The organism is Klebsiella sp. HMSC25G12 (assembly GCF_001807705.1).
In the GTDB taxonomy this organism is placed as follows: Bacteria; Pseudomonadota; Gammaproteobacteria; order Enterobacterales; family Enterobacteriaceae; genus Klebsiella; species Klebsiella variicola.
Window position 1 is genome coordinate 1 of the sequence record NZ_KV789849.1, and the last position, 24,165, is coordinate 24,165.

General features: G+C 55.9%; 24 protein-coding genes. All 24 read right to left on the bottom strand.

The window, feature by feature from the left end; translation table 11 throughout:
- Positions 1 to 35: 35 nt before the first annotated feature.
- Complete coding sequence (tap, locus tag HMPREF3096_RS28930; RefSeq protein ID WP_020323529.1) at positions 36 to 113, bottom strand: RepA leader peptide Tap; 78 nt, start codon at positions 111 to 113, stop codon at positions 36 to 38.
- 238 nt (positions 114 to 351) lie between these two features.
- Positions 352 to 606 carry a replication regulatory protein RepA gene (gene repA, locus HMPREF3096_RS07650; protein WP_004098862.1) on the bottom strand — a complete coding sequence of 85 codons (255 nt, stop codon included), beginning with the start codon at positions 604 to 606 and terminating at the stop codon, positions 352 to 354.
- Positions 607 to 738: 132 nt separating this feature from the next.
- Positions 739 to 1,296 carry a phospholipase D family nuclease gene (locus HMPREF3096_RS07655; protein WP_020315133.1) on the bottom strand — a complete coding sequence of 186 codons (558 nt, stop codon included), beginning with the start codon at positions 1,294 to 1,296 and terminating at the stop codon, positions 739 to 741.
- Positions 1,297 to 1,390: 94 nt separating this feature from the next.
- Positions 1,391 to 1,699, bottom strand: coding sequence for a hypothetical protein (locus HMPREF3096_RS07660; protein WP_004098858.1), 309 nt, complete (start codon positions 1,697 to 1,699; stop codon positions 1,391 to 1,393).
- The gene (locus tag HMPREF3096_RS07665) at positions 1,696 to 2,346 is read right to left on the bottom strand and encodes a DUF2726 domain-containing protein (protein WP_020315132.1); all 651 of its coding nucleotides are present in this window, start codon (positions 2,344 to 2,346) and stop codon (positions 1,696 to 1,698) included. The genes HMPREF3096_RS07660 and HMPREF3096_RS07665 overlap by 4 nt, the downstream gene beginning before the upstream one ends.
- Before the next feature lie 5 nt (positions 2,347 to 2,351).
- On the bottom strand, positions 2,352 to 2,975 hold the full coding sequence (locus tag HMPREF3096_RS07670; RefSeq protein WP_020315122.1) for a hypothetical protein: 624 nt from the start codon (positions 2,973 to 2,975) through the stop codon (positions 2,352 to 2,354).
- Between the two features lie 193 nt (positions 2,976 to 3,168).
- Positions 3,169 to 3,435 carry a hypothetical protein gene (locus HMPREF3096_RS07675; protein ID WP_020315128.1) on the bottom strand — a complete coding sequence of 89 codons (267 nt, stop codon included), beginning with the start codon at positions 3,433 to 3,435 and terminating at the stop codon, positions 3,169 to 3,171.
- Positions 3,436 to 3,640: 205 nt separating this feature from the next.
- On the bottom strand, positions 3,641 to 3,988 hold the full coding sequence (locus HMPREF3096_RS07680; RefSeq protein WP_020315124.1) for a DUF6404 family protein: 348 nt from the start codon (positions 3,986 to 3,988) through the stop codon (positions 3,641 to 3,643).
- A gap of 19 nt (positions 3,989 to 4,007) precedes the next feature.
- The gene (locus tag HMPREF3096_RS07685; protein WP_020315131.1) at positions 4,008 to 4,601 is read right to left on the bottom strand and encodes a fertility inhibition protein FinO; all 594 of its coding nucleotides are present in this window, start codon (positions 4,599 to 4,601) and stop codon (positions 4,008 to 4,010) included.
- A 148-nt stretch (positions 4,602 to 4,749) separates the two neighbouring features.
- The gene (gene traX, locus HMPREF3096_RS07690) at positions 4,750 to 5,475 is read right to left on the bottom strand and encodes a type-F conjugative transfer system pilin acetylase TraX (RefSeq protein ID WP_070544379.1); all 726 of its coding nucleotides are present in this window, start codon (positions 5,473 to 5,475) and stop codon (positions 4,750 to 4,752) included.
- Between the two features lie 55 nt (positions 5,476 to 5,530).
- Positions 5,531 to 10,792 carry a conjugative transfer relaxase/helicase TraI gene (gene traI / locus HMPREF3096_RS07695; protein WP_032408925.1) on the bottom strand — a complete coding sequence of 1,754 codons (5,262 nt, stop codon included), beginning with the start codon at positions 10,790 to 10,792 and terminating at the stop codon, positions 5,531 to 5,533.
- Complete coding sequence (gene traD, locus HMPREF3096_RS07700; protein WP_020315126.1) at positions 10,792 to 13,092, bottom strand: type IV conjugative transfer system coupling protein TraD; 2,301 nt, start codon at positions 13,090 to 13,092, stop codon at positions 10,792 to 10,794. The genes traI and traD overlap by 1 nt, the downstream gene beginning before the upstream one ends.
- A gap of 236 nt (positions 13,093 to 13,328) precedes the next feature.
- Positions 13,329 to 13,856, bottom strand: a complete 528-nt coding sequence (locus HMPREF3096_RS07705; protein ID WP_020315130.1) for a hypothetical protein — start codon at positions 13,854 to 13,856, stop codon at positions 13,329 to 13,331.
- 5 nt (positions 13,857 to 13,861) lie between these two features.
- Positions 13,862 to 16,741: a conjugal transfer mating-pair stabilization protein TraG gene (gene traG / locus HMPREF3096_RS07710; RefSeq protein WP_029497354.1), complete on the bottom strand. Its 2,880-nt coding sequence runs from the start codon at positions 16,739 to 16,741 to the stop codon at positions 13,862 to 13,864.
- On the bottom strand, positions 16,741 to 18,111 hold the full coding sequence (traH, locus tag HMPREF3096_RS07715; protein ID WP_020315127.1) for a conjugal transfer pilus assembly protein TraH: 1,371 nt from the start codon (positions 18,109 to 18,111) through the stop codon (positions 16,741 to 16,743). Before traH ends, traG begins: the two co-directional genes overlap by 1 nt.
- Complete coding sequence (trbB, locus tag HMPREF3096_RS07720) at positions 18,098 to 18,673, bottom strand: type-F conjugative transfer system pilin assembly thiol-disulfide isomerase TrbB (protein ID WP_020315129.1); 576 nt, start codon at positions 18,671 to 18,673, stop codon at positions 18,098 to 18,100. The genes traH and trbB overlap by 14 nt, the downstream gene beginning before the upstream one ends.
- Positions 18,645 to 18,884, bottom strand: a complete 240-nt coding sequence (gene traQ / locus HMPREF3096_RS07725) for a type-F conjugative transfer system pilin chaperone TraQ (protein WP_020315123.1) — start codon at positions 18,882 to 18,884, stop codon at positions 18,645 to 18,647. The genes trbB and traQ overlap by 29 nt, the downstream gene beginning before the upstream one ends.
- Before the next feature lie 10 nt (positions 18,885 to 18,894).
- Complete coding sequence (gene traF / locus HMPREF3096_RS07730) at positions 18,895 to 19,647, bottom strand: type-F conjugative transfer system pilin assembly protein TraF (RefSeq protein WP_020323528.1); 753 nt, start codon at positions 19,645 to 19,647, stop codon at positions 18,895 to 18,897.
- A gap of 20 nt (positions 19,648 to 19,667) precedes the next feature.
- A complete protein-coding gene (locus HMPREF3096_RS07735; RefSeq protein ID WP_020323521.1) occupies positions 19,668 to 19,994 on the bottom strand; it encodes a hypothetical protein in 327 nt (108 codons plus the stop codon).
- 10 nt (positions 19,995 to 20,004) lie between these two features.
- Positions 20,005 to 20,232: a conjugal transfer protein TrbE gene (locus HMPREF3096_RS07740; protein WP_012540032.1), complete on the bottom strand. Its 228-nt coding sequence runs from the start codon at positions 20,230 to 20,232 to the stop codon at positions 20,005 to 20,007.
- Positions 20,222 to 20,503 carry a hypothetical protein gene (locus HMPREF3096_RS07745; RefSeq protein WP_022644736.1) on the bottom strand — a complete coding sequence of 94 codons (282 nt, stop codon included), beginning with the start codon at positions 20,501 to 20,503 and terminating at the stop codon, positions 20,222 to 20,224. Before HMPREF3096_RS07745 ends, HMPREF3096_RS07740 begins: the two co-directional genes overlap by 11 nt.
- Before the next feature lie 32 nt (positions 20,504 to 20,535).
- Positions 20,536 to 22,491, bottom strand: coding sequence for a type-F conjugative transfer system mating-pair stabilization protein TraN (traN, locus tag HMPREF3096_RS07750; protein ID WP_020803160.1), 1,956 nt, complete (start codon positions 22,489 to 22,491; stop codon positions 20,536 to 20,538).
- 58 nt (positions 22,492 to 22,549) lie between these two features.
- The gene (trbC, locus tag HMPREF3096_RS07755) at positions 22,550 to 23,188 is read right to left on the bottom strand and encodes a type-F conjugative transfer system pilin assembly protein TrbC (RefSeq protein ID WP_020321224.1); all 639 of its coding nucleotides are present in this window, start codon (positions 23,186 to 23,188) and stop codon (positions 22,550 to 22,552) included.
- A gap of 12 nt (positions 23,189 to 23,200) precedes the next feature.
- Positions 23,201 to 24,160 (bottom strand): conjugal transfer pilus assembly protein TraU, encoded by a 960-nt coding sequence (traU, locus tag HMPREF3096_RS07760; RefSeq protein ID WP_029497356.1) that lies wholly within the window; start codon positions 24,158 to 24,160, stop codon positions 23,201 to 23,203.
- Positions 24,161 to 24,165 lie beyond the last annotated feature (5 nt).

Below are 24,165 nucleotides of genomic sequence, written 5' to 3' on the forward strand. Positions count from 1 at the left end.
TATCCAGCTGACTCCAGTGTTGCGGATTGTGCTGTTCAGTCACACCTTCCCGCGCTTATGTTGCACGGAAGGAGTAAATGACACAGAAACAGGTATTGAACTTTTCTGAGCATAAAACTATACTCCCTGCATAGAGCAACAGCTTCTATACAGTTTAAGTAGGCCCCGTTAATCTTCTTCAGTCGCCAAACTAGGTGAAGATTATCGGGGTTTTTGCTTTTCTGGTCCCGGGTAGACACCTCATCAGAACCAGTTCCCTGCCACCTTACGGCGTGGCCCACCATCAAAATTTGCTAAACGATCAGTAATCTAGCACTTGGATTAATTATTAGCAATAATTGTGACTTGTTGCTATTTGTTCCGTTGCTCTGATTCTCGCTCAATTAGTAACTCAATGATTTCTGCCTGAGTCATATTGGATTTCGAGCAAAGATCGTCCAGCATCGCCTTTTTAGCATTCTGTATGAACACAGTAACGGCTTTATGCGTATCCCTTTTTCTGGATACAGAGCGCAATTTTCGCTCGCTTACTGATAAAGGTTGCCCCTTACGGTAAGGCCTTTTGGGTTTCGAAGAGGAAGTTACTGCATTATCAATCTGCGACATCTCTGCCTCCTCAAGGATCTAAAAAAGGATCGTTCGCAGAGAATACTACAGATATCTTAAATCAGCGACTGACTTTATGGACGTAACCCGCGTTGGCGCACGGTTTACGTCCGGGGAGCGTTTAAGGCGGTATCAGTACGTCTGTTTCCAGTCCGTTCCCTTCGACCAGCGGGATGACCAGTGCTGCAGATAGCGTTGAGCAACAACAGGGTCATCCCACACGACGAGCACGTTCTCTGAATTGGCGCGATCGGCCGCGCGACTAAAGTTGAACGAACCGACCTCAGTGTTGCGGCCATCGGCGATGATCACTTTGTCGTGGAGGATCTTGTAGGTATCCACCGTCCGGACCGGTATACCCGCGCTGACCAGCAGGTTCATGGCGGCCCGACTGGCCTTGTTGCGCTCGCCGGTATTGGCTTTGTGGTCCAGTACCACCTTCACATCCACGCCCCGCTGCCTGGCCCTGACCAGCGCGCCGGCCACCTCCGGAGACGTAAACGAATAGCCCATCAGCCGGATTTCCTGTTGTGCGGTCGTAATGGTTTTCAGAACCAGCTGCAGGCCCGTTCCTTCCGGGGAAAACCCGGTCTCGATGCTTGCGGCATACACGGCCGGTAAGGGGGCGAACAGGCTCAGGCTGACCAGCCCGGGCAGACACCATTTGCGGAGAGTACGATTTGTTTTCACAGTATTTCCTTCACTGTTTTTGAGAAACGCCGGGGGTGGGGGAAACTGGTTTTCTCCCGCCTCCGGGGTTGGACAACGACGCCCTGCGGAGGCGTCAGGCTTTTGTGGTATGACGGAACCAGTAGCACTCCGGCCCCTCCTCCCGTGGATGTACTGAACCGAGAAACCAGCCCTTTCCGGGCGGAGGAACCAGCTCCCATGCAGAAGCGTCTGGCGGGCCATCATCCCATCCGGCACAGAATGCTTCTGTAGCCTCGTCACGCATACTCATCACGAAGCACTCCAGCTTCTGGACGCGCAGCCACCACATCAGCTGTGGCGTGGTCTGGCAGCAACTCCGGATTAACGCCGGGTGTGTCCAGTAGCCCCGCGCATCGCGATCAACCTCTACGGGCACAATCATTTTTCGTCCTCCCTGCGTTCAGTATGCGCTGTCGGTAAAGCTGTGCCGGATGCAGATATTTCGTCGGTTTCAGCTTCACGGTATTTCAGAAACTCACTGACTCTCCTGACCAGTTTCTCTGAGTCCCGGTCACGCAGCAGCGGGATACCCGCCTGCCTCAGAACCTCTTCCAGCAGGATATCGCGCCGGATACGCTGTTTTTTCAGATGTGAGGCGTCATCAAGTTCAATCGCGCCAACGATAGCAAAGGTGCGGATATCAACGATGACCACGTCGCAGTGCCACTGAGACGCCATGCGGAAGAGTTGCCACCAGGTCCGGGAACGTGGCCGGATGTGGGGAGCGAGTGTGGCAATATCCGCCACCCGGACCTGCGGGCATAACAGCCAGCGCTTACGGCTGGTATGCCTCAGCAGTGCCCGGTAAAAGTGTTGTTCCCGTGGTGTCATCAGCGTGTCATTTCCCACCCAGACCCGCTGGCGACACAATCGCTGTTCGGCCTCTGAGGGGCGAATCCCCAGGGCTTTCAGTGACATCAGGACCGGAGATGTCTTCGTTACGGCCCGTCCTTTCAGAAGCAAAACCAGAAACCCCAGCAGACTCAGCACAACAATGGTACTGCCTGCCATCATTAGTATTTTCGCCATGCTGTTTATTCCTTCGCCTCTGCCGGCAGCCTGTCCAGCAATGCGCGGCGAAAGGCGTTCGGCAATCCTCTCCCGGCCAGAACATCGGCAATCAGAGCCGACATGACGGAAATCAGCAGGACGTAGCGCAGGACAAAACCAGTCTGATGCACAAGCTCTGTGGCGGGCATTTCCCGCAGAGCGCTGAAGACCCGAACAGCATCCTGCGGAAATCCCCAGGCAAGAAAGCACAGACCAGCCAGCATCACCGCCGGCGCGTATATCAGCCCCCGGCTGACGCACCGTTGAGCCAGGTCCAGAAGGGCAACCATCTGACGGCGATACACGTCAGCATCCTGCAGAATTTCCCATTCCAGACGGGCCTTTTCATGGCGCGGCAGTATGGCCACCACCTGAATACCGTCACGGATACCGACCTGCGGTGAGACCTCCGGTCTTCTCATCCGGTCGGTGTGCCGGGTGTACAGGGCCAGGCCGGCCCACAACAGCGCGACAGATAACGCAACCAGATAAAATCCGCCTGCCCGGGATGCAGGAGAAAATAAAACCATCAGGACCAGCGCCAGCGCGATACCGTATAAATAACAGAATAGCTGCTGCTCAGGGCGCAGAATAAAATACCGCAACATATTCACATTCCTTTTAAATATTAAAACCAACCCACACCAGTAATCCCCATGACATTCCACAGACCGTTTGTAGCTATATACGCAAGGGATTTGAATCTTTTAAATAGTGAGCCCAGATATATATTCAAAATTAAATCCGGGTACTGATTTCATTTGTGAATAACCGGACAGGTATTATCATAAACGCAGTCAGTCAGTCAGCCAGCCTGAATGATGATGAAAATACCCACCCCGTCAGCGTCAGCGTCTCTTCCGGCTCATCCGGCGCACACAGAGTAACACTGGTGTCGGTCACACTCAGAATGTCAAAGCCACCTTCCTTTATCAGGTAGCGAATCACATCGTCCCTGGAGTGAAGCTGGCCCGAACCCACCATCCGCAGTACCGCACGCCTTATCATTCTCCGTGCCTGTTCAGACTCAGGTAAAGCAGACTCATCTGTCATTTCATCTTTAACCATTACTTAACCTTCTCTTTTAAAATATGATTTCCCGGAGGGAAAAGAATAACAAGACACAGAACATATCTTTCAGAAAGGAATAATAACCATCACTGTGCAGTAATATATAATGACCGCGCAGTAAACATTAATAACTCACTTACCGAAAGAATATAAAACCTGTTAACACAGGCGCAATCGCCCCTGACAGTATATTTTCATTCCGTTACAGGTCTTTCCAGTCAGGTAATTTATGCACTCTTCGTAGCCACAGGTAAAAAAAAGCCATCGTCAAGCCAAATAACACGCTCGTGATAAGACTGACCGCACAAGCGAACAGAGGACTCATCCCCTGTGGACGCCAGACCATAAGATACATCAACAGCCCGTACATTACGGAGAAACTGCCTGCCATCAACCCGAAAACCTGCCAGAACGAAGCAAACGGCAGCGGGGGAATTTTTACACCCAGCCACCACAGAAAACGTATCAGAGGCGGTGCGTAATTACATTTAAACATATTATGCCTGACCATTATCGCCAGAGCCTTTTGTTTACGTACTTCAAAATCCATTCCTTTCCTCTGTCTCTGCTCAGCCAGACGACTGGCTTCGCATGCGCTCAGTACGCAGAAGCTCCTTCATCATGCGCTCACCGGCATACCTCGCTTCTTCAGTAGTGACGGTGGCCACCGCATTCCCCTGCAGGTCATAGCGGGAAGCGCCTTCCCGCATCCGGGACAGATAACCTGCAGAACGGGTCAGGCTTTTCAGGCACTTAATCACCTGCTTATGCGATAACGGCAGGTCACGCTCTGTAATGTCCGCAAACAGCTGTTCACGCATCCCGGTTGCCAGCAGGCGCGGGGCGTTACCCTCAAACAGCTGCGGCCAGAACGCCTTCAGGGTCATGATAGCCTGCTCCGGCGGCAGCAGCTGAAGATAACGTACAGGAGGCGGAGTCTTTGCTGCTTTTACCGCTTCTTCTGCTGCCTGGCGTGCAGCGGCTTCGGCAGCCTTTTTCGCCTGCTCCAGCTTCTCTTTCTTGACCTTCCAGGCGGGCGGCGTCGAGACCACCACGACTTTTTTGCGGCGAACGACGCCCGGTGCGCTTGTGACATCCGTTCCCGTGCTTTCCGCCGCAGGCTTTCGTTTGAGGCTCAGTACAGGGCGTTTTTCTTCTGCCATAACAATTGCCTATAGTTCAGTTCAGATAATAAAGAGTACTATACCTGAACGGCATCGCCCTTTCCTGTTCCTGAGAAATAAGGGCGGTGGTTCCGTTTGTAACGCGTTTGGACACTATGTCCTTTCCCGGATGACCTCCGGGTTTTTTTTACATTGAGACGACAATACCCAGCACCGCCAGATGCACGGCATAGAACATCACAAAGAAATGCCGTGGCCAGAACCGTTTAATCTCCCCTCCGACCGATGAGCACACCATTAATACGAGCAGCGCGATGGCCAGCCCGGCCACCGACTCACTGACATCATTGATATTCATCAGTAACACCATGATGGCCCACAGCGCACCATAACTCAGCCGTTCCGTCGCATGCTGTGCGCGGCAGAGCAGCCAGCTGGCGATGAGCATCCCCACACCCGTCATGCCGTAACTGCCGGCAGACAGCGGCATCCAGGTTATCAGAAGTCCGACTGCCGGGAGGGTGCAATACCAGGATGGCAGGCTGAACCACCGCAGCGCCTGACCGGTGACGGCAAAGACAAACAGGATATTACCCGTGTACCACGGGTACCCGATAAGCATGAACGATACCTGCGCAACGAGCGCCCAGCCCCAGAGGCTGTTCAACTGCGACTGGCGGATATCCGCGTGCCGGGCCAGATTCATCCCCCAGACCAGACCGAACAGCGGAAAGCAGCCCCGGCCCAGGAGACGCATAAGCTCGTTGTTGTGCGCCAACAGGAGTCCGGTGTGGTCAGTGACCATCAGAAGCAGCGCCACCGTTTTGATGATATCCGTCTGCCCGAGCGTCCAGGTCAGGAGAGCCTGCAGCCAGCGGTCTGCCGCACTAAAACGCATTGTGTATGTTGTCATCGTTGCTTCCTTTTTATCCCTGATATTGCTGTGCCTGACAAAAACTCCAGGCGCATCAGTCGCCGCCGAGGGTTTTCTCCCGGTTCAGGTCCCGCACCATGTCCCGCTCCATCTCCTGCAGACGTTCACGCTGCAGACTCTCTGAGGCGACCTGCTGTATCGCGGCCTCCTGGCGTCGGGTCTGAGGGTCATCCGTCAGCGGTGTTTTCTCTTCGCCCGGGCGGTCACGCTCCAGACCACGAATCACGTCCCCGATAACCTCTTTTATCCGATCGCCTGGCTCGCCCGCTTTCTTCTCCTCTCCGGCGACTTCCCGGGCAGCCTGTTCCGCCTGTTTTTCCATTTCCCGGCGCTGCGCCTCTTCTGCAGCCCGCTGTGCCAGCACTTCCGGCGGGAGCGGGATGTCAGTACCGGTATCAGGGAGCGGTGTATTCGGCAGGGGGTCAGCCCAGATGCGCCCGCCGGTGATGGCCTCCGGGTTCCAGGGGCGGTCGTCGCCGGCAAGGCGAACTATCACCCCGCTGTCGGGGTTGTCGCGGGCTGTTCTCACGCCTTCGCCCATATTCCCCGCCAGCAGACTTTCGCCGTTGCGGCTGTTCTGCAACGCCACAAACCGGGCCGTTTCATCCCCCATAATCCGCCCCTCGCCCCCGATAGCCTCCAGCCGCCCGTCCCTGTCCGTCAGCGGACTGAGCCAGATACCGGCCTCTTTGCCGTTTTTATCGAATGCCGGCAGGGCCACATGTGGCTGCGGGTATTTTTTACCGGGTGAGATGAATTTACCCGGAGAGCGGCCTCTGGCCAGACCTGACTGTTGCAGGGCGGCCCGGCCTGCGGCGGTTTCATCCAGCGGCTGTGCACGACCATAGAGCTGACCGGCATTCTTCACCGCCCGGGTGTTCTGCGGTTCGAGCACATCATGCGCGCTGGCCTTTTCCTGAGAACGGCTGACCGCCGTGGTCCATCCCTCCCGGTTATCGGTGTAGACCTGCGCGTGCTGTTTCATGCGCGACAGCGCCACGTAGGCCGACTCAAAGCTGACCAGCGCTTTCCGGCGCCCTTCCACGCCTTCGAGTGCGATGGCGAAAGGTTCGCTGGCCCCCTGCGCGCCGTGGGCGGTGATGGCGTAGGCAAGGTCGATGTGGCGCTGCGCTTCATCGGCCTTCGGGTTCAGTGTGCGGGTGGTTTTACCGTCAGACAGCGTGACACTGTCACCCGAGACCGTTTTCACCTCCCACACGCTGTTGGCGACGTAACCCCGCTCCGGGTCGCTTTTGCTGAAGCGCATCCGGTCACCCTGTGAGACGGTGATGTGCTCCGGGCGATAGAGCGTGACGCCCTCCGCTGAGGCCTCCCGGGGAGAGAGAAGACGAATGTTACCCTCATTGTCCTTAAGGGTGATGAGCTGGTTCTCCTTATCGACGCTCTCAATCCGCTGGTAGGTGTTATCCAGAAGAGCCACTGCCCCCTGATGCTCTGACCAGGTGGACAGCTTACGCAGCTCACCGTCACGGATATTGCTCGTGACCAGTACCGGCAGGGTCACCTCCTCTTTACTGACCTCGCCATTCTGTACACGCGCATCATGGATGAGCCCGTTGAGCGCCCGGCGGTCTGCGTTCAGATGCGTGATGATGAGCGTACTCGCCTGCGCCGCCGGGGTGCGCCCGGTGTAGTCCTTCACAATCGCATCATGAAGGGACACTGGCGTGCCAGGCGGTATTTCCTTACCCTCCTTCAACGCATCCTGTATCGCTTTCTCCTGTGCCGGCGTGAATTCTGTGACCGAGTTTTCAGGTACCCAGGCGCCGTCCTTTCTGGGCACCTGCTCAGGCGTGACCTGCTCAATAGTGGACAGCGCACGGCTGATATCCCGGTCAATCAGGCTGTAGACCGCCGGTCTCAGCTCAGGCACCTGGCGCACGATTTCTTTCATGATGGCCACATCAGCCGCGCTGCGCTGTTGCATCAGACGGAACGGCTGGCCCGGCGCGATGGACTGCAGCTGGTCGGTATCGCCGCTGAGTACGGCACGGCCTCCCCCGGCCGCAATCAGGGAGAGCGCTTTCGCGGTGTCTGCCAGCCCGACCATCGAGCTCTCATCGAGCAGGAACAGCGTGTTGCTGAAATCCGGCGTCTGGCCGTTGCGCTGCTGCAGCTGCGTGTCGTGAAGGAATGAGGCGGTCGTCTGCGCGTCGACGCCGGCGCTCTGCATCTCGCCCACGGCGCGGTGTGTCGGCCCCAGACCAATGACGCGCGGGCGCGTCTCTTCCGGCAGCAGGCTGATGGCGCTCATCACAGCTTTGAACTGCGTGGTTTTCCCCACCCCGGCATAGCCCTGAACCACAGTGAACCGGTCCGGGGTCTCGAGTATCATCCGGGTTGCCGCACGCTGTCCGGCGGTCAGGTCTGTCATGAGGCTGCCCGGCACCCGGCCCATCAGCGGTGCCACCGCATCCTTACCTTCCAGCACCCGCGTCAGGACGCTTTTCTCCGCATCCCAGGTCTGGCGGGAAATCAGCAGGTCATTGCCGTGGCCGGAGGCCACCGGCACATTCAGCAGACTGCCTGCCTTAATCTGCGCCTGAATGGTTGCCTCTATGTCCTTCATCGGGACTTTGCCGCCGCCTGTTTCCAGCGCCGTGGCCAGCAACTGCGGGCGGGTAAAGGTCAGGCTGTTGCTCTCCAGCAGCGGCACGGAAAGGTGAATCGCCTGCTCTGCCGGGGTATGCAGTCCGGCTTTCTGCTGTGCGATGGCCGCCTCCAGGTCTGCTTCTCCCGAGCGGACCTTCAGCTGCTCTGAGACCACGCTGAACGCGGTGTGCCGCGCCAGTTTCTCTGTGGTGCGGGCCGCGTCCTGCGCGGAGTACAGCCGGATATGGCTCCCGCTCTGCGCCAGCTGGTTCAGCGTGGCGTTATCCAGCTCACGTTGTGTCACCGAGGCAAAGACGGTCGCCGTTTCGCTGACCGACCGGCCGGGACTCTCCACCCAGCCGTGGCCGACCTTAATCCCGTCGAACGGGCTGCTGCCGACAGGAAGCGTCTGGGTGGTTTTCTGTCCGGGACGCTGAACCGTCAGCTGCCCGGCCTCCGCTTTCAGCACCGTGACACTTTCCCCGCCCTTCAGTCGCGTGTCGGGGATTTTCCCGAGTACCGCCAGACGTTCGCCCTCTGCCACCGGCAGCTTATTCGTGCGAAACAGCGTCCACTGGCTGTCGACGGCGGAGACTTTCAGGTCCAGACGCTCTCCCTCACGGTCTTTCAGGGTCAGCATGTTGCTGCTGGCCGTCACACGGTCAATGACAAAGCGGTCATGCTTCCGGGTCTCCGGGTCCCACCGCTCCATCACCATGCCCTCGCGGTAGTAGTCCCGCACGCCCCGGCTCTTGCTGTCCAGCCACACCGGCGTCAGCGCGGTCACCATCATGTCCCGGCTGCCGAGCGCCCCCTCATTTTTGAGGGTGTCGCGGATAACGTTATTCAGGACATTCTGCTCACGCGTGCCGCTGATTTGCGCCACGCTCTCCTGCCCTTCACGCACGCTGACGGCGAACTCCTGAGCCAGCCGGCTGTAACGCGCACTTTTGTCCGGCTCGCTGATGATGTCTGCCGTCGCCTGCTTGCCGCCCTGCCACCTGTAGGTGTTCACGCCGCTGTCTTTCAGGACCGTCAGCGCGCTCCCGGTTCCGCTGCGCTTGCCGCTGTCGGAGAGCAGGACCTGTACGTTATGGCGCATGGCGCCATCGAGCAGGGAAATCGTCTCCTTCAGGCTCAGCTTCTCCGCCTGGTCGACAATTAAGGTCCCGCCCGGGATAAACGCCGTCCCGTCCTGCAGGGCAGATTTGCCTGTGACGGTTTCTCCGGCCAGTCGCGCATCCCCGGCAAGAAATTCCCGGGAGCGATTATCGGCGGCGAGGATATGCACGTCGCGCCCCTGCTCCCGGGCCATCAGCGTCAGCTCGGCCACCCGCTCCCGCTGGCCTGCCGCGCCGCCCTGACCGGCGACAATCCCCATCGCCGGACGGTCCTGCGCCAGGACGCTGACCGCATCGCTGAAGGGAGCCTCGCGCACCACCGACGCGTCGGGCGTGACGGAGACGTGGTTCTGCCGCTGAATTTCCTGGCTGAGCGCTTTCACGGAGAGCTCATCAAGGACGTGAATGTTTGAGGTGAACAGGCCTTTCTCCCGGTCGAGCGGGATAAGCTGCTCCCGTTCAATCGCCGCATCGATGCCCGTCCGCGCCAGTTCAAACACCCCCGGCTTTGCCTCCAGCTGGCCAACCGTGCGCGCCAGCACATCGGCATACGTAAACTGCACCTTGCGGTCGCTGAGACCGGCAATGGCCCGGGTCACCACATCCGTGATATCCGGCCCGTCGGTCTTCTCCGGCGCTACGGGTGCGCGGGCAATCTCTTCTGCCCGCGCATCAGCCGCCTCACGGTAGCCACGGATGTCAAAGCCGGTCTCCTTCAGCGTATTCATCCACTCGACCATCTTCTCGGCCGGGTCGATGGCTTCCTTTGACCTGCGGGTATCGAGCGCCGCCACATCCCGGGATTTGAGCGACGCATCGGGTCCGGCGGCTTCTCTGACTTCCCGGCTGCGCGAGGAAAACGCCTCAACCGGGACATCCTTCATCTCCCACATGCCGTGCTTACCCACGACTTCGGTTTCATATCCGAGCTTTTCCACCAGGGGTTTCAGTGCCTCCCGGTAGAGTTTCCCGAAGGCTGTCTGGTTAGCGTACACATTCTCGATAAAGCCCGTTTTACCAACCGTATCGGTGCCGAGAGACTGCCACTTGTCCCCGTTCTGCGTGGCATTGATTACGACGGCATGGGTGTGCAGCTGCGGCTCCTGATTGCGGTTCGTATCGTGGTTGAATTTCGCCACAATCAGATTGCCGGTCAGTACGGTTTCGCTTTTACCGTCCGCCATGACACGGGTCGCAGTCAGGGTCTCCAGTTGTTTCACGGCTTCCGTCACCGCCTGGTTATGGGCATCAACAAGGCGCTTATCGCCACCCAGCATGGCCAGCATCGAGACACTTTTAGGCGCCGAGAACGTCAGGTCATAGCCCGGGCGATGTTTGTTCTCTCCGTCCTGCATGCGGGTCAGGTCGCTGCCGTCCGGCAGCTTCCCTTTCAGTAGTTCGGTGAACACGGCCTTGTCGACCGCTTTTCCGTCCAGACCCAGCGCTTCCGCCCCTTTGCCCTGCCAGCGCTCCTCCATGCTGCCGATGACGTAGTAATTGTCTTTGTCTGTATAGTAATTACCGGCACTCCCGGCCGACTTGACGGAGCCAATCGACATCATCAGAAATTCCCTCCAATCTCAATATCATCCTGCTCATCGCGGCGGTGGCTGTGGTTAATGTTGACCTCTTCACGCCGCTGCATCTCGCGCTGCGTCTGCTCATCAGCCAGCCAGGCGTCATACGCCTGCATGTCTTCGATTTCACCGTCCTCATTCATGCCAGCCGGCATCATCTCCTGTCCCTGCTCTGCAGGCTGCTGAGCCAACTCCTGTTCGGTGCCGCCGGTCGTGGCCGCCGTCGCAGCTGCAGAGGACGCTGTCGCACTGGCAGCAGCAGGAGTCGCTGCCGGTGCCGGGCGGGTTAACGGTACGGTCGCGACTTTAGCCTGTGGCGCTCCTTGTGCCTTAACGGATGACTGTGCAGACAGCGTTTCAGCTGTCGACACGGGCTTCACGGGTACAGGTGAGACCGGAGCGCTTTCCGGCACTGGCTGTCCGGGCGATGTCTTGCTGTCTGCATCACGCTGTTCAGGCTCCGGCGCATCCGGCGTGAACAGCGCTCTCGCCAGACTGCCTTCGGCTTCCCGCGCCTCCAGGAGCGCACTGAGTCTGGTGTCCACACGCGTATCGAGAGTGCGCTGAATAAACCCCTCAGCAATTTTCGGACGCGGCTTGTACTTCAGGGCCAGCTTCACGGCCGGATACGGCCCGGGCAGCGTGACGTAACAGGACAAATCAGGGAGTGTCTGAATATCGGAATAGCTGACCAGCGTTTCACGCTCTTTTTCTTTCCCGGTCGATACCCCGTCACGCACCGGGTCTGCACCGTAGGAGTACTGTTCGCTGGCCTTGAGGATTTCCTTCTCACCAATCTCACCGGCGGCAAACTCCGCTATTTCCCTGCTGGGAGAACGGAAGAAGGCCCGGGTGTTCATCACGTCAAAGAGCGTGGCGGCGGGTTTCACGCCATAGATGTCTTCCAGCTGGGCGTAGGACTGAATACCAAACACATAGCAGCCGCCGAACTTACGCGCTTCCGGCAGGATTTCGACCAGGTCCGGCAGCTTGTGCAGCGTGGGAAGCTCATCAGCAAAAATCCACACGCGCCGGTTGCGGTTCTCCCCCATAGCCAGCAGACCCCGGATGGCAATCGACAGCCACATCGAGATAACGGGCTTCAGGGAAGCATGCGTGTCTGCATTGGAGGAGATGAACAGCCAGCCATTGGGCCTGTCCTCACGCACACCGCGCATCCAGTCCCGGATAGTGAACGGCTCGCCATTCTTCTCAATGCCCTGCAGATAGCGGATGGCCTTGACGTAGTTGGTCAGCACCGCACGGATACTGATGGCGGTTTTCTCAATTTTTTCTTCCACCAGGTTAGCCGCCGGTGTGTTCTGCAGATAGGCGCGCAGCTTGTCGATTTTGATGGAGAGCATGGTATCAACCAGCTTCTCGTAGCTGCGGTCCTTGTCTTCGCGCATCAGATACGCGCCTTCGGCAAAGATGGTGCGCCCTGAACCCTGCCAGAACGGGTCCTCTTTGGTGCCCATCGGGATAAGGGTGTTCGAAACGTTATCGAAGTCCGGCAGCGTCAGGCACTCTTTCCACAAATCCCAGGCCGCACAGCGCGAATCCAGCGGGTTAAGGATTTTATCGAGCGACGGGTCGTAGTAGCTTTTGACAAACTCACAGGAGCGGTCGTAGATGATGGCCATATCGCCCCGGGCGCGCACGTAGTTCAGCAGGCGGCGTATCACTTCAGATTTACCGGAGCCCACGGTACCGTGCAGGCAGAAGTTCTGGATTTCAGAGTTCAGCAGTATCGGCAGGTCGCCAATTTTAATGTCCGAGGCCATACCATCACGCTTCATCTGGCGGGCCACTTCTTTGGGCTTGTCGGAAAGCTGGCGCCCGCCGGTATTCTCATCCTCACTCTGCTGTTTCCCCTGACGGCCCAGCACCCAGCTGGCAACAAAGAACGTCACGATACAGATAACGAGGGAAACGACGGCCGCAAACACAAAACTGGTCCATAGCTGCTCACCGCACCAGATAGTGTATTTATCGGCCAGGATTTGTTCTGAGGTATATTCCAGCGACTGGCCGTAATATTGAATGGTGTATACGGGCTGGGAGCGAATAATATCGCGCATGGGACCAAGCGTCGTACACCACCAGTACACGCAGCCGTTCACAAAGGTCTGCCAGCTGAGCCGGTACATCAGCATCAACCCGCACAGCACCCAGAATAAAATAAACAGCACGTAAAATATAATATTGGCAATCTGGCCAAACATGCGAAAGCGCATATTGGCAATCTGACCGCCCTGCGTCATATCTTTGGCATTGAAGCTCATGGCAATAATCCGTCAGTAGACCATTGAGGAAGGAATGCCGGATATCAGAAAAATATCCGGAAGAAGGTGATTACATCATTAAAACATTCCGCCGCTGGCGGCAACGCCTCACAGGCGCACAAGTAAATTGCGCACATGTTCAACGTTTTTGTATAAACTATTTAAGGGTATATAGAACGATGAAGGCAGCAAGTTGCACTCTCCGCCCCGCAACTAATAAAAATCACCATATAAAATCAATTTTCCACCACATTACCTTTGAGAGCGCTTAATACTGATGTCAGCAGTGACAATTGATACCTTCCAAAATCTAAATTCATAACAAAACCAAAAAAAATCGTTGTCAAAAGAACCATGAATGCATAAGGAAATGGGGAGTCATAAAAAAATCTATTATAAATAGCCAGTGCCATGATTATCATCATGTATGCAAAAGCATAAGCAAGAAGTTTTTTTGAAAAAAAACGATATATTACTGACTTTTCCCTGAAGGACTTTGGAACTGATAAAAATAGAGAACGAGCGTTCGCCACCCCGAGCAGAAGAATCAGACCAACAGCACCAGGAAATATCAAAACCCAGAATATGTATTTGACATCATAATACTCTGATCGCACACTAATTAATGCGCAAAAAATATTCCATATTACCAGACAAAGACCGGGCCACATGCATACCCAAAAAGACGGTATTTCGGCATCGCCCTTTGAAAGCACATCTTTTAACTCATCCACTTCTTTAATAAGCGTTTTATTATTCATCATCATTTTCACCTTTTCCCATCAATGTAATCCTTTTGAATTTTGGCTGCCTTTGCCTCTAGCTCACGTGGTGAGTCAGCTCCGGGTAAGGATTTCACTACGCTGGCTCTTTCATTATATTCATTTTCGAACTTATTTCCCTCTGTATTATGATGTTTTTCGAGATCAGAATTCTGTTTTCTAATCTCATTGCCATCACGCTCTATCCCCTGCTGGGTTTCTTGATGCTGTTGATTATTCTGCGCTATCATCCCATCCACTTTCTGACCCACATTATCCTTAATCCCCGCATCTCGTGTCATAGCTTCGATATTGCCGGCATTATGTCCGTAGTCGGCCATTACCGAACCACGGTCACTACCACCTGATACACCGGACATGTTCTGACCGATGCTTTCGCGGCCCTGTTGATAAGCACCATCAACTTTTGGTTCAACCTGCGCTTTGACGAATTCACGCGCCAGTGCCTCACGTTGCGCAGCGACTTCTGGTGAACTTGTGTTGGTCAGAATGACTTCTGCATTCTGCGGAGAACGCTGTTGGACAAAGTGAGCAAACTGCTGAGTCAGGTTCTCGTTCATCTGGCCGCTCATGCTCTCTGTACGGGATGCCATCTCACTATATTCATGGCTACGAGTCCGGCTGCTTGTGTACTGGTCATAGCTGTTTTTCGCGCTCGACAGCGATGCCGCAAACTGGTCAACGCGTGAGCTGGCATTGTTATCTGTCCTATTACCCGATGTACTAGTTTTACGGCTGGTAAAGTAATCCGATGCTTCCTTGAAGTCTTTTGCCGCCTGACTGCTGGTATCATGACGGCTGTCATGTGACTGCCTACCTGAAGATCCGATACTATCCGTATCTCCTGAGTTATGAGTCCAACCTGCACTGCCTTTAGCACCGACTTCAGCTGATAGTCCAGTACCCCATTTACCCAGCTTACCGAATAGCTGATCTCCCGAACTGAGTTTACCTGATACGTGCGCATCGAATGACTGAGCTCTTTTGGAAGAATCTTCCATCAACTGATTGAATGACTCTTCATTGCTGATGTTATTGGCCTTCGCATTAGAAACAACCGCATTCCACATTTTACTTCTGGCCATTGAATCCTGTGAAGACTCAGTATTATCGGCCCCACTCGTCGTCGATGCACTGGTACCCATATTTGTGCCAAACTGTTTCAGGCTGTTCCAGGCGCTCGTCACGCTGCTGTTGTAGCCATGCAGGGCACTCTGTGCCTGCACATCTGTCTCGCGGGCCATCTGTTGATTGGCACTGGCCAGTTGCCGGCTGACATTGATATCAACCGGTAGCTTAGAACTGCGCGCATCCCAGATAGTCGTCCCGTCCCCGGTCTGCGTCTCCGTGCCACCGTTCCCCAGCTGCCGCGACATCTGACCGAAGCTGGTCGAACTGTTGGTACCCCAGCTGTAGCCGCTGACGTTCTCCATTTGCATATTGGCAAAAGAGTAATTGCCGTCCACGACGCTGGATGAGGCCTGGGACGTCGAACTGAGTCCCGAGGAGGCAAAGTGGCTGTAAGCACTGGAGAACCCTGCCCCCATACTTTTTATCATCGCCCAGCTGAGCGGCGGTATCATCATCGAGATATACCCGGCGGTGGTCGCAATATCTGAGTTTTTCAGCTGCACCTGAGAGAGTTCAGACAGCACCACCGGCACACCGTTTTGTCTGGCGTAATACGCCATTGCGCTGTTCAGGATGGCATACAGCAGTGGCCAGGACTGCAGCCATATCAGAGCAAACATGTATCCTTTCAGGACCTGCAGCGTCATCATATTGAACATTGCTGCCATAATCATAATCGGGAACATCCCAATCATGATGCCCATGATGACCGTCTGCATCATCGGCAGTGAGCGCAGTGCCTGATGTCCCATCGTGGCCTGGGCCAGTCGTTGTTTTTCCAGCGACGTGGTGTTGGCGATGTTCACCAGGCTTGCCGTGTCGCCGCTGCGGGACGCGTAGCTCTGGAGACCGTTACGCAGCGCATTCATGGTGACGTTCTGGCGGATAATCTGCCCGGCACTCTGGCTGGCGTTATAGAAGTATCCGTAGCTGTCGCCTATCATCTGGCTGAACAGAAGGTCCGGATTGGGTTTGCCACCGAACAGCTGGCGCGCATAGTAGCTCCAGGTCTTCCCGCCAGTCTGGGAGTCGAGCGCCAGCCGTTGTTTAAGCTGTGTCGCTGCCACCTGGCAACTGATAAAGGCCGAGCCCAGTTCCGGCTTTTCAAGAAACTTATAGTCGTGATTGGGTACCTGACGCAGCGGACTGGGCTTTGAAAATATCAGCGTGTACGGGTCAGAGGAGTTCATCAGCTCCTCAAGGGTGTATTTACCGTTGAGAAAGATATCGCCCATCACGCAGTTCTGGACATAGTCGGAGAACAGGGTGGTGATTTCGGGGTTCTGCGAAACAAAATCGGTGCTTTTCGCCACCAGGTTTCCGCCAAATAGCATCCCGGTCTTACTGTAGGTGACACTGTCGGGCAGGGAGAAAATCATCTCGTAGCTCTGTACCAGGGCATTACCCACACGCGTGGTCAGCGACGCCGGAATGGCCAGGCCAACCGGGACGTTATCCACTTTGTAGACCTGCGCCACGTTGCTGTAGTCGATTATCTGTACAGGTGTACGGACGACAACCAGCATCGAGACGAGGGTCAGGGAGAACACCCAGCCGATAAGGTCCATCACGCTGTGTTTTTTTATCCAGCTGACGGCCACAATCAGCACCGAAAACGCGATGCACATTTTCTCAATGGACGACCAGGTGGCGGTCCCCATGAACGCCGCGATGGCATTCAGGTTGCCCCGCAGCCAGTCGCCCCCGGCGATGGTGTAGATTTCAAGTGGCGTCATCAGAGGCTCCCTCCGAAATGGTAGTTGTTCTGGTAGCGGGTCATCATGCGGGCGGACACCTGCTGGCGCATATAGCTCATCTGCCGGTCAACAACCAGCATCGCATCCTGCTGGACCTGAACACGCGCCTGGAAGGCGGCAATCTGTACGCTTGCCTGATTCAGGTTTTCCAGAATTAAATCCATTGTCGACTGCGGATAGTTGCCTGTGGCAATCATGGCCCGGGCCTGCTGTATCAACTCCTGGATGTACTGCAGGAGAATGTCGTAGCCGATATAGTCCGTGAGCTGATAAATCAGCGTGTTTGAAATACCCAGCATCTGCGGGTCGACAATGTATTTGAACACCGGGATGGTGGTGCTGGAGATAAAGCCCTTCTCCTGCTCCGTCAGGGCCTGGTCCATTACCGCCTTGCTCTGAATGCTGCTCAGAAGTGTCGAAATCTGGCTCTTAAGCGCCTTGTCGGCGGCAATGGTGACCGTCGCATCTGCCACCACCTTCAGGCACTTCTCTGAATCATTGCAGTGGTAGATTTTAGCCGTCCCCCCTTCCATCATGGCTTTAATCAGGTCCTGGTCTGTGGTACGCGCCGGCAGCGGGGTGATTTCACTGTTCTCACCGAAAATCAGCGTCCCGGTCAGCGTCATAACAAACTCTTTCAGTTCTTTATTGCCGTCAAAAAGCCGGTTTTTGGACAGGGCGTTCCACATGATGTTGATGTTCTTCATCACCCGCTCCTTGTCCTTATCGCTGGCTTTATCCTGCACCTTGCCCATCTGCCCGCCTACCGAACAGCCCTGACGCGATGCGGCCCAGTCGGCAAAGATATTGCTTTCACCGGCAATGTCCTGGCAGACCTTCTGCTGCGCCACCTGAGTACGGGGAAAGAGTCCGCCCACAATACCCTGTGCGGCCTGACAGGAACTGAGGTTCATACTGTTGATGTCGCTGGCCATCTTCTGGAGGAAGTCTTTGGCCGTTTTGATTTCGGGTACCGTGGTCTGCAGGGCAAGGTCAAAGAAGTAGCCTGCCGCGTTGGACATGATTTGTTTGCCGAAGCGCTGCAGCTGCTCGCTGTTAATGAAGCTGAATGAGCCCAGGTACGCATCGATGCCGCCGCAGCCGGCGTTGATATCCGGCAGGGTCATGCTGACCAGCTGGATGGTTTTCACCTGCGTCCGGGCATACAGCGAACCGCCGGAGGCATAGCCCGCTGCCTGTCCCTGCCAGACCTGTGGCTGACTGGTATTGGACGCGAACCCCAGCTTGTTGAAGAAGTTATTCATATCGCCGTTCACATCGGCGGCGGCCGGGAGAGACAACCCCAGCAAAAAACCGCCCGCCAGCGCGGCCCTTTTAATGTCGCCCATTCCCTGCCTCCCCCATCATCTGAAATACCGTATCGACTCGTGCCATAAAGCCCTGCGCATCCGTGGCGCCCTGCAGAACCGGGTAAGCCGCCAGCGTATTCACGTTGACCAGAAACGTGGTCGGCGTGGCCACCGGGATGTTCGGGAAAAAGGTCTGCATCACCTCAGGCGGTACCGGCAGCGCCTCGGGAAAGGCCTCATCGCCCTGTCCGTCAATGGTATAGGGGAAGACAGAGAAGCCGTACTGCGTGGCCAGCTGCTTCAGGACCGGGTCAAACTTATGGCAGTACGGGCACTTCCCCTGCATAAACAACACCACTTTCCAGTCCCGCAGGTCCACCTGCCTGCCGTTGCTGAGCCGGAACCAGCGGGGCTGAGAAACCGGCGTCACCGCGCGCGGAGCGCCATCCTGCCGGGAGGCAGATAAAGCGCCGGAGATACCCTGCGGGTCCCAGAGCGACCTCACCTCATCGAGTGTGCCCGCCTGCGCCATGCCGGAAAGGGCCAGGAGCAGGGTCACCGTTGCGGCTGTTTTAGTTGTGTTCTTCAGGCTGTTTTTCACGGGCCTTCTCCTCCTTTTCGGCTTCAGCAATGAGGGCGTTGAGAATGCGGTATCCGCCGAACACCACCATGCCCAGCCCGAAGATTTCTCCAGCCTGGATGGCCAGCTCAGGCTGCTTTCTGACGAGCCGGGCGATGAGGTGGAAAAATACGCCCACGGCCAGCACCCACATCCCGGTAATGTCTAAATCGGGAAAACGAATCTTTCGCATCACTCGTTCCTTAAAAATTGGGTTTAAAGTCGCTGGAGACATAGAGGAACTGTTTCGCCAGGTCGTCCTGGCTGATGAATCCATAACTGAGCGGCTTCACCTGGCCGCTTTTCGGGTCGACCAGCATCATCGCGGGGAAGTACTTCACGCCGAGTTGTGCGGCCTGTCCCTGGTCAGTCCGGCTGTCGGGCAGCATGGGGTTAATAACGCCGTCGACCGACACAGGTATCACGCTCAGGCCGTAGGTTTCTCGGAAGTTCTGAATCACCTGGACCAGCTGGCCGTCAATGGCTTCGCGGCCCCGGTAAAAGAACATCACGCCAAAATGCTGCGCGAGGGTGGAGATAGCCCGGCGCTGTTCGGCATAATCGGCGGCCAGCTGGTTTTTTACCGTGCCGTTGTAGTGGCTGTACTGCAGGTTGTAATCGAGTTCCGGGTGCGCCAGCATGGCTTTCTTCGCGCTCATCGAGAACAGGCCGGCCTGCTGCGTCCAGTAGTTCTGCAGACGGAAGTACTTCACAAAGGCCGGTACTGAGGGGTACATAATGGCTTCCGCCAGCGCTTTCTTCGTCGCCTGCTGCAGGAGAGCCTGCTTCTGGAGAATATCCATTTGCAGTGGCGGTGTAGCCGGAACCGGTGGCTTGTCAGTATCCCGGGATTTCAGTCTTTCGTTGTACCACTGCCAGCCCGCGTCTTTGGCGAAAGCCGGCATCAGGGCGCAGCAAAGGCACCCCGCCAGCATGGCGGCATGTATTGTTCGCATGGCAAATACCCTTTTATGAATTATTGCGACTGGCGTGACAGATGCTGATAGACACTGTATTTATCGAGCTGGCGCTGTATCTTTCCTGCATCATCACGGGCTTCAAAGCGGTAACCGCTGCAGTACAGAGGCAGATGATTTATCTGAAGGTCCACCCGCTCCCCGTCCCTGACCACCCACGCGGCCTGAGAAACAGTGTCGCACTGGATCCCCCAGGCCCGGTTGGTGGTCATAAATGCGTTAACCTGTCTGTCCCGCCACAGGCTGTACGACATAATGCTCACCAGAAAAACAACAAACACGCTGACAAACAGCACCACCATTCCATACGATTTTCTCTCTTCCATCCCTGCTCCTTTATTTTCCCTTCTGTAAAAGTCTGGTCAGCGCCGAAAAAAACAGATAATTCATAAGCCCGACACCGCCCATGCAGAGAATAAAGACCACACTCTCAACATAATCACTCCCCGATGTCCCTTTGACGGCATCCCAGGAGAAATAAATCACCGGAGATATGATAATTACCGTCAGCGTCAGTCTCAGAGAAAAATCGACGGCAGGATGTTTGTGAAAATTAACTTTCATTCTTTTCTCTCCCGTTATGAGTATTCTGTTTTACACCGTCAGCCTTGTGCAGCCCGATAACGTAGAAAATGAGTGATGCCGCCCCCATCCCCATCGACTCAGACCAGCCCCGGGCAGACAGTCCTGCAAACGCAACGGCAACAGCCGCCTGGCACGCCACGGCACCCAGGAATATAAGGAGCAGACTGCGGCCTGACATGAACAGGGCGATACAGGCTGGAATGAAAAGAAAGAGCACAAGCAAAACAACGACCATCAAGGACGCAGCCATTTAGTCACCTTTGATATGTTATTAATGGAGAGTTACTTTGCTGAAGACTGCGTGAGAAGTTCTTTAATACGCGCTTTTGTTTTTTCGGTCAGTTCGCTGTTATCCGGGATTTTCTGGTTATTGATTAAATCCTCCATGAAGTTTGTGAAATCCAGCTCGTTAAAATCAATCCCCTGGAGTTCCGCGACGGTAATGCCCCGACAGTCAGGACTGCTGGCGCCGCCAAAACCGATATGAAGCTGGCCGTTTCTGCCCTGCTGCTGAACGATCTGCGCCAGTTTTGAGTCGAACTGGCAATAGCTCCTTTTTTTCTCCAGGCAAATACCCAGAACCTTTTTAGAGCAGAACTCCCCGATACTGACCGTCAGCTTGTCTTTTTTCGCTTTGGCCAGCGCCTTTTCCTCGCTGCTGCAGCGTGCCAGCCCCACATCCTGGCCCCAGCCGCCGTCTTTGCAGCAGTTACTGAAGCCAGCCGCGAATTTTTTGCAGTATTTCGCTTTTCCCGTGAAGGCCCTGACATCCACCCCGTTCAGTGCCGCGACATCCTTCCCTGCAGCCGCCAGCGCTGCCAGCTCAGACACGGCCTGGCCAAAGTCGTTGCTCTTCCCGGACGTGGCTTTGTCACACTCCCCATCGAGGCAGAACACATCCCCGCCACAAACCATCTGTTTCCCGCTCGTCCTGGTTTCACAGGAATATGTCGCATACTCATGCAGGCAGGTTCCGTCTTCGCCGGAGAAGGCACACTGGCGGGATGACAGGGTGCAGGCCGTATTTTTCATCAGGCTTTCACAGGAGCCATAGTCCGCCGGCTGCGTGAGCCAGGTGTCCTTATATTTCCAGCAGGCTTCCGTGAACGAGTAATCCCTGCCTCCGAGGGTGATGGTTCGCGTTCCTCCCGGGCTGATACATTCCTCGCCCGTTTTTGTCCCTTCATCCTTACTGAACGGACAGCTTTCAACCCAGACGACTTCAGGCGCGTAGACGGTTTCGGTTTCCTCCATCACCAGGGTGACCGTGACCTGTACGGGTTTCTGGCTGGCCGATGATACGGTTCGTGATATTTTGCTTACAGCAAAGTTCTGCCCTGCAGTGACCACTTTGTCCACACCAAACGACTGATGAATCTTCCCCTTCCCGTCATAGGTATATTTCGTACAATGCGTGTTCTGGCCGCCTGAACATATCGATTCTGATCGTGGCCAGCTGATCACATCAATGGGGAACGTTCGCTCAAAGAGGGTCAGGTTTTCACTGACGGCACTCTTGCAGCTATCCCGCACCTTCCCTTCGGCGTCGCATTCTTCAATCCAGGGGATCACCAGAGGCTCACCATCCACCGAGGCATTCAGAAGACGACCACTGGTCGGGATCGTCAGGTTGCCACTCCATTGCCGGGTACTCCGGGCATAATTCAGCGTCACCACCTGCTGATAGGTTCGGTTAACTTTCTGCGTGGTGGCGTTATCCTTCAGGGTCGCTTCCCGTGTGCAAAAATTTTCCACCTGCAGATCACGTTCGCAGGTATGGTTTGTGAACTCGCTTCGGTTCACAACCTGGGCGGTACAGGACTGTCCGGTATCACCGACAATGCTGTCGGCACGGGATTCGGTATCCTTTGCGGCCTGAATAAACGGCGCATCCTGAGATATCTGATCCGGTGGCCGGTTCGTGAACGACTCCGTAATCGTTTTGCCGGTATCCCCCTGGCTGAACTCCAGGGCTGAATCGCTTTTCAGGGAGCTGTCTCCGCTGGCAGTGACGCCGCCGTAGTATTTTGTCTGATCCGGGTTGGCGGTATACCCCGGCAGGTTTTGCTCACCACTGAAATTTTTCAGTGAGTTCAGACCATTGCCCTGCACCTGTTTCGCAAAATCCGAGCCGGCTTTATAGTCGCCTCCACTGTCAGCGCAGGCGGGGGATGCCAGCCAGATGAAGGTGCCCAGGACAAAAAAATGCGCGGTCAGCACGGAAATAACCGTCTTCATTTCCACCCTCCCGCATCCCTCACCATTTCCGGTAACGCCATGAAGTACGGTTTATCTTTCATGGCTGGCTCCCGGCGGCATTTGAGGGCGCATCAAGCATCTGCCGGGCCACCTGTGCGCAGTCACCGGTTTGTGCCACTTTCTCCAGCGCCTGTTTGACGTGAATGTTACCGCGTACCACGTCATATCCGGCCTGACACCGTACCACCAGAGACGGCACACTCCGGATGCCGTACTGCGTGTACAGTGTCGGGTCGATCTGCACCCCGTCGGTGACGCCGTCTTTCACCAGCTGCAGCACCGCGTCGGTGGTGGTCCTCATGTCGTTATTGACGAGCCCGCGCAGTGTCGCCGGAATGCCATACTGCCGGGTTTCGTGCAGCATCCGCTTCAGCCCCTCTTCAGGTATCGAGAAGGAGACAAAGTACAGCGCCCCTTCTGCCGGTTTTTCCTGATTCGCCGCTTTCTGCTGGCTGACCAGATTATCGATAAACTGGCGGTCAGATTTGGGCAGAGGATTGCGGCTGATTTGCGCCTCAAGCTCCTGCTGCAGCTGTTTATCCGGATGCTGGCGCAGTTGTTCGCTGAGGTTCTCCTGCTGCTTCAGCCATTCCATGTCTGTAACAGAGGAAGTTTCAGCCAACACTGCTCGTCCGGTCAGCAAAAGCATGACCATAAACAGATTCATTAATTTCATGAGAGACTCCTGTCAGAGAAAGACACAATTGCGTTTACGCCACATCAGATAGCCATAGTTCTTGCGGGAGTTGGGTGGATTTTTGCCGGCCTCCCAGCGCATCACGCTGCGTCCAAGCGGATGGCACTGACCACTGTCCGGATACATGTTCACCATCTGATAGCGCCAGCGTTCTTTCGGGATGATCGGGGAGGGATATTCGTAACAGACCGCCTTGTCCTTCCCGATACTCTCCATAATTTGTCCCTGCCGGTGAAGCTTGAAGGCCATACGTTCACTGACCAGTACCGACGACTGCAGCGGGCTGGATTCATTACTGACCTGGCCGTTAAACGGGTAAAGTGAGCCGTGGCTTCCACCACACCAGAAGAGCACATCCAGCGGCATATGGAATGCACTGGCCAGCGCATCCGCTGCGCAGGCGCCCTGCGCGATGGGGTTGGCAAACAGGATGGCTTCCGGATTCAGGATGGTGGTGAGGCTGCTGTCCACCCAGGTCGGGTCAATCTCGGACAGATAGGCAATATCCATGTCTCCGCCTTCCAGACAGCCTGCCGACGTGATGATGTTCAGCCAGTACGTCAGCGGGTACTTGTACCAGTGAACGTGATAGAAGGCGCCGTTCACCTGCTTATCGTCCTTTCTCGCGGTTCCCATGCCGGTCTTGCCGAGATTGATACTGAAGCCCCCCAGATTGACCATGCAACCTGGCGAACGGCTGACGTCCGTCATGGCCATCGGCTCCCAGTACCCGATGGCCAGACCGGGGCGAACAAAAAGCGGTGGCGGCGCCGGACACAGCTGCAGGGGATTACCGGGATTGCTGGTATCAGGCAGATCGCCTTTACCAACCTGCACGCTGCCGAGCGACAGAGGGAAGATGCAGCGCCAGCACACATCGGTGATCGGGTTAACAAACCGGCCCTCACAGGAGGGGTCAGCAGCCGCACTGAGGCTGTACCCCCACAACATCAGGG

Excerpts from the sequence above, each read along its gene's own strand:
- tap (WP_020323529.1), bottom strand. The coding sequence starts at position 113 with ATGCTCAGAAAAGTTCAATACCTGTTTCTGTGTCATTTACTCCTTCCG.
- repA (WP_004098862.1), bottom strand. The coding sequence starts at position 606 with ATGTCGCAGATTGATAATGCAGTAACTTCCTCTTCGAAACCCAAAAGG.
- HMPREF3096_RS07660 (WP_004098858.1), bottom strand. The coding sequence starts at position 1,699 with ATGATTGTGCCCGTAGAGGTTGATCGCGATGCGCGGGGCTACTGGACA.
- HMPREF3096_RS07665 (WP_020315132.1), bottom strand. The coding sequence starts at position 2,346 with ATGGCGAAAATACTAATGATGGCAGGCAGTACCATTGTTGTGCTGAGT.
- HMPREF3096_RS07670 (WP_020315122.1), bottom strand. The coding sequence starts at position 2,975 with ATGTTGCGGTATTTTATTCTGCGCCCTGAGCAGCAGCTATTCTGTTAT.
- HMPREF3096_RS07675 (WP_020315128.1), bottom strand. The coding sequence starts at position 3,435 with ATGGTTAAAGATGAAATGACAGATGAGTCTGCTTTACCTGAGTCTGAA.
- HMPREF3096_RS07680 (WP_020315124.1), bottom strand. The coding sequence starts at position 3,988 with ATGGATTTTGAAGTACGTAAACAAAAGGCTCTGGCGATAATGGTCAGG.
- HMPREF3096_RS07685 (WP_020315131.1), bottom strand. The coding sequence starts at position 4,601 with ATGGCAGAAGAAAAACGCCCTGTACTGAGCCTCAAACGAAAGCCTGCG.
- traX (WP_070544379.1), bottom strand. The coding sequence starts at position 5,475 with ATGACAACATACACAATGCGTTTTAGTGCGGCAGACCGCTGGCTGCAG.
- traI (WP_032408925.1), bottom strand. The coding sequence starts at position 10,792 with ATGATGTCGATTGGCTCCGTCAAGTCGGCCGGGAGTGCCGGTAATTAC.
- traD (WP_020315126.1), bottom strand. The coding sequence starts at position 13,092 with ATGAGCTTCAATGCCAAAGATATGACGCAGGGCGGTCAGATTGCCAAT.
- HMPREF3096_RS07705 (WP_020315130.1), bottom strand. The coding sequence starts at position 13,856 with ATGATGAATAATAAAACGCTTATTAAAGAAGTGGATGAGTTAAAAGAT.
- traG (WP_029497354.1), bottom strand. The coding sequence starts at position 16,741 with ATGACGCCACTTGAAATCTACACCATCGCCGGGGGCGACTGGCTGCGG.
- traH (WP_020315127.1), bottom strand. The coding sequence starts at position 18,111 with ATGGGCGACATTAAAAGGGCCGCGCTGGCGGGCGGTTTTTTGCTGGGG.
- traQ (WP_020315123.1), bottom strand. The coding sequence starts at position 18,884 with ATGCGAAAGATTCGTTTTCCCGATTTAGACATTACCGGGATGTGGGTG.
- traF (WP_020323528.1), bottom strand. The coding sequence starts at position 19,647 with ATGCGAACAATACATGCCGCCATGCTGGCGGGGTGCCTTTGCTGCGCC.
- HMPREF3096_RS07735 (WP_020323521.1), bottom strand. The coding sequence starts at position 19,994 with ATGGAAGAGAGAAAATCGTATGGAATGGTGGTGCTGTTTGTCAGCGTG.
- HMPREF3096_RS07740 (WP_012540032.1), bottom strand. The coding sequence starts at position 20,232 with ATGAAAGTTAATTTTCACAAACATCCTGCCGTCGATTTTTCTCTGAGA.
- HMPREF3096_RS07745 (WP_022644736.1), bottom strand. The coding sequence starts at position 20,503 with ATGGCTGCGTCCTTGATGGTCGTTGTTTTGCTTGTGCTCTTTCTTTTC.
- traN (WP_020803160.1), bottom strand. The coding sequence starts at position 22,491 with ATGAAGACGGTTATTTCCGTGCTGACCGCGCATTTTTTTGTCCTGGGC.
- trbC (WP_020321224.1), bottom strand. The coding sequence starts at position 23,188 with ATGAAATTAATGAATCTGTTTATGGTCATGCTTTTGCTGACCGGACGA.
- traU (WP_029497356.1), bottom strand. The coding sequence starts at position 24,160 with ATGTTGTGGGGGTACAGCCTCAGTGCGGCTGCTGACCCCTCCTGTGAG.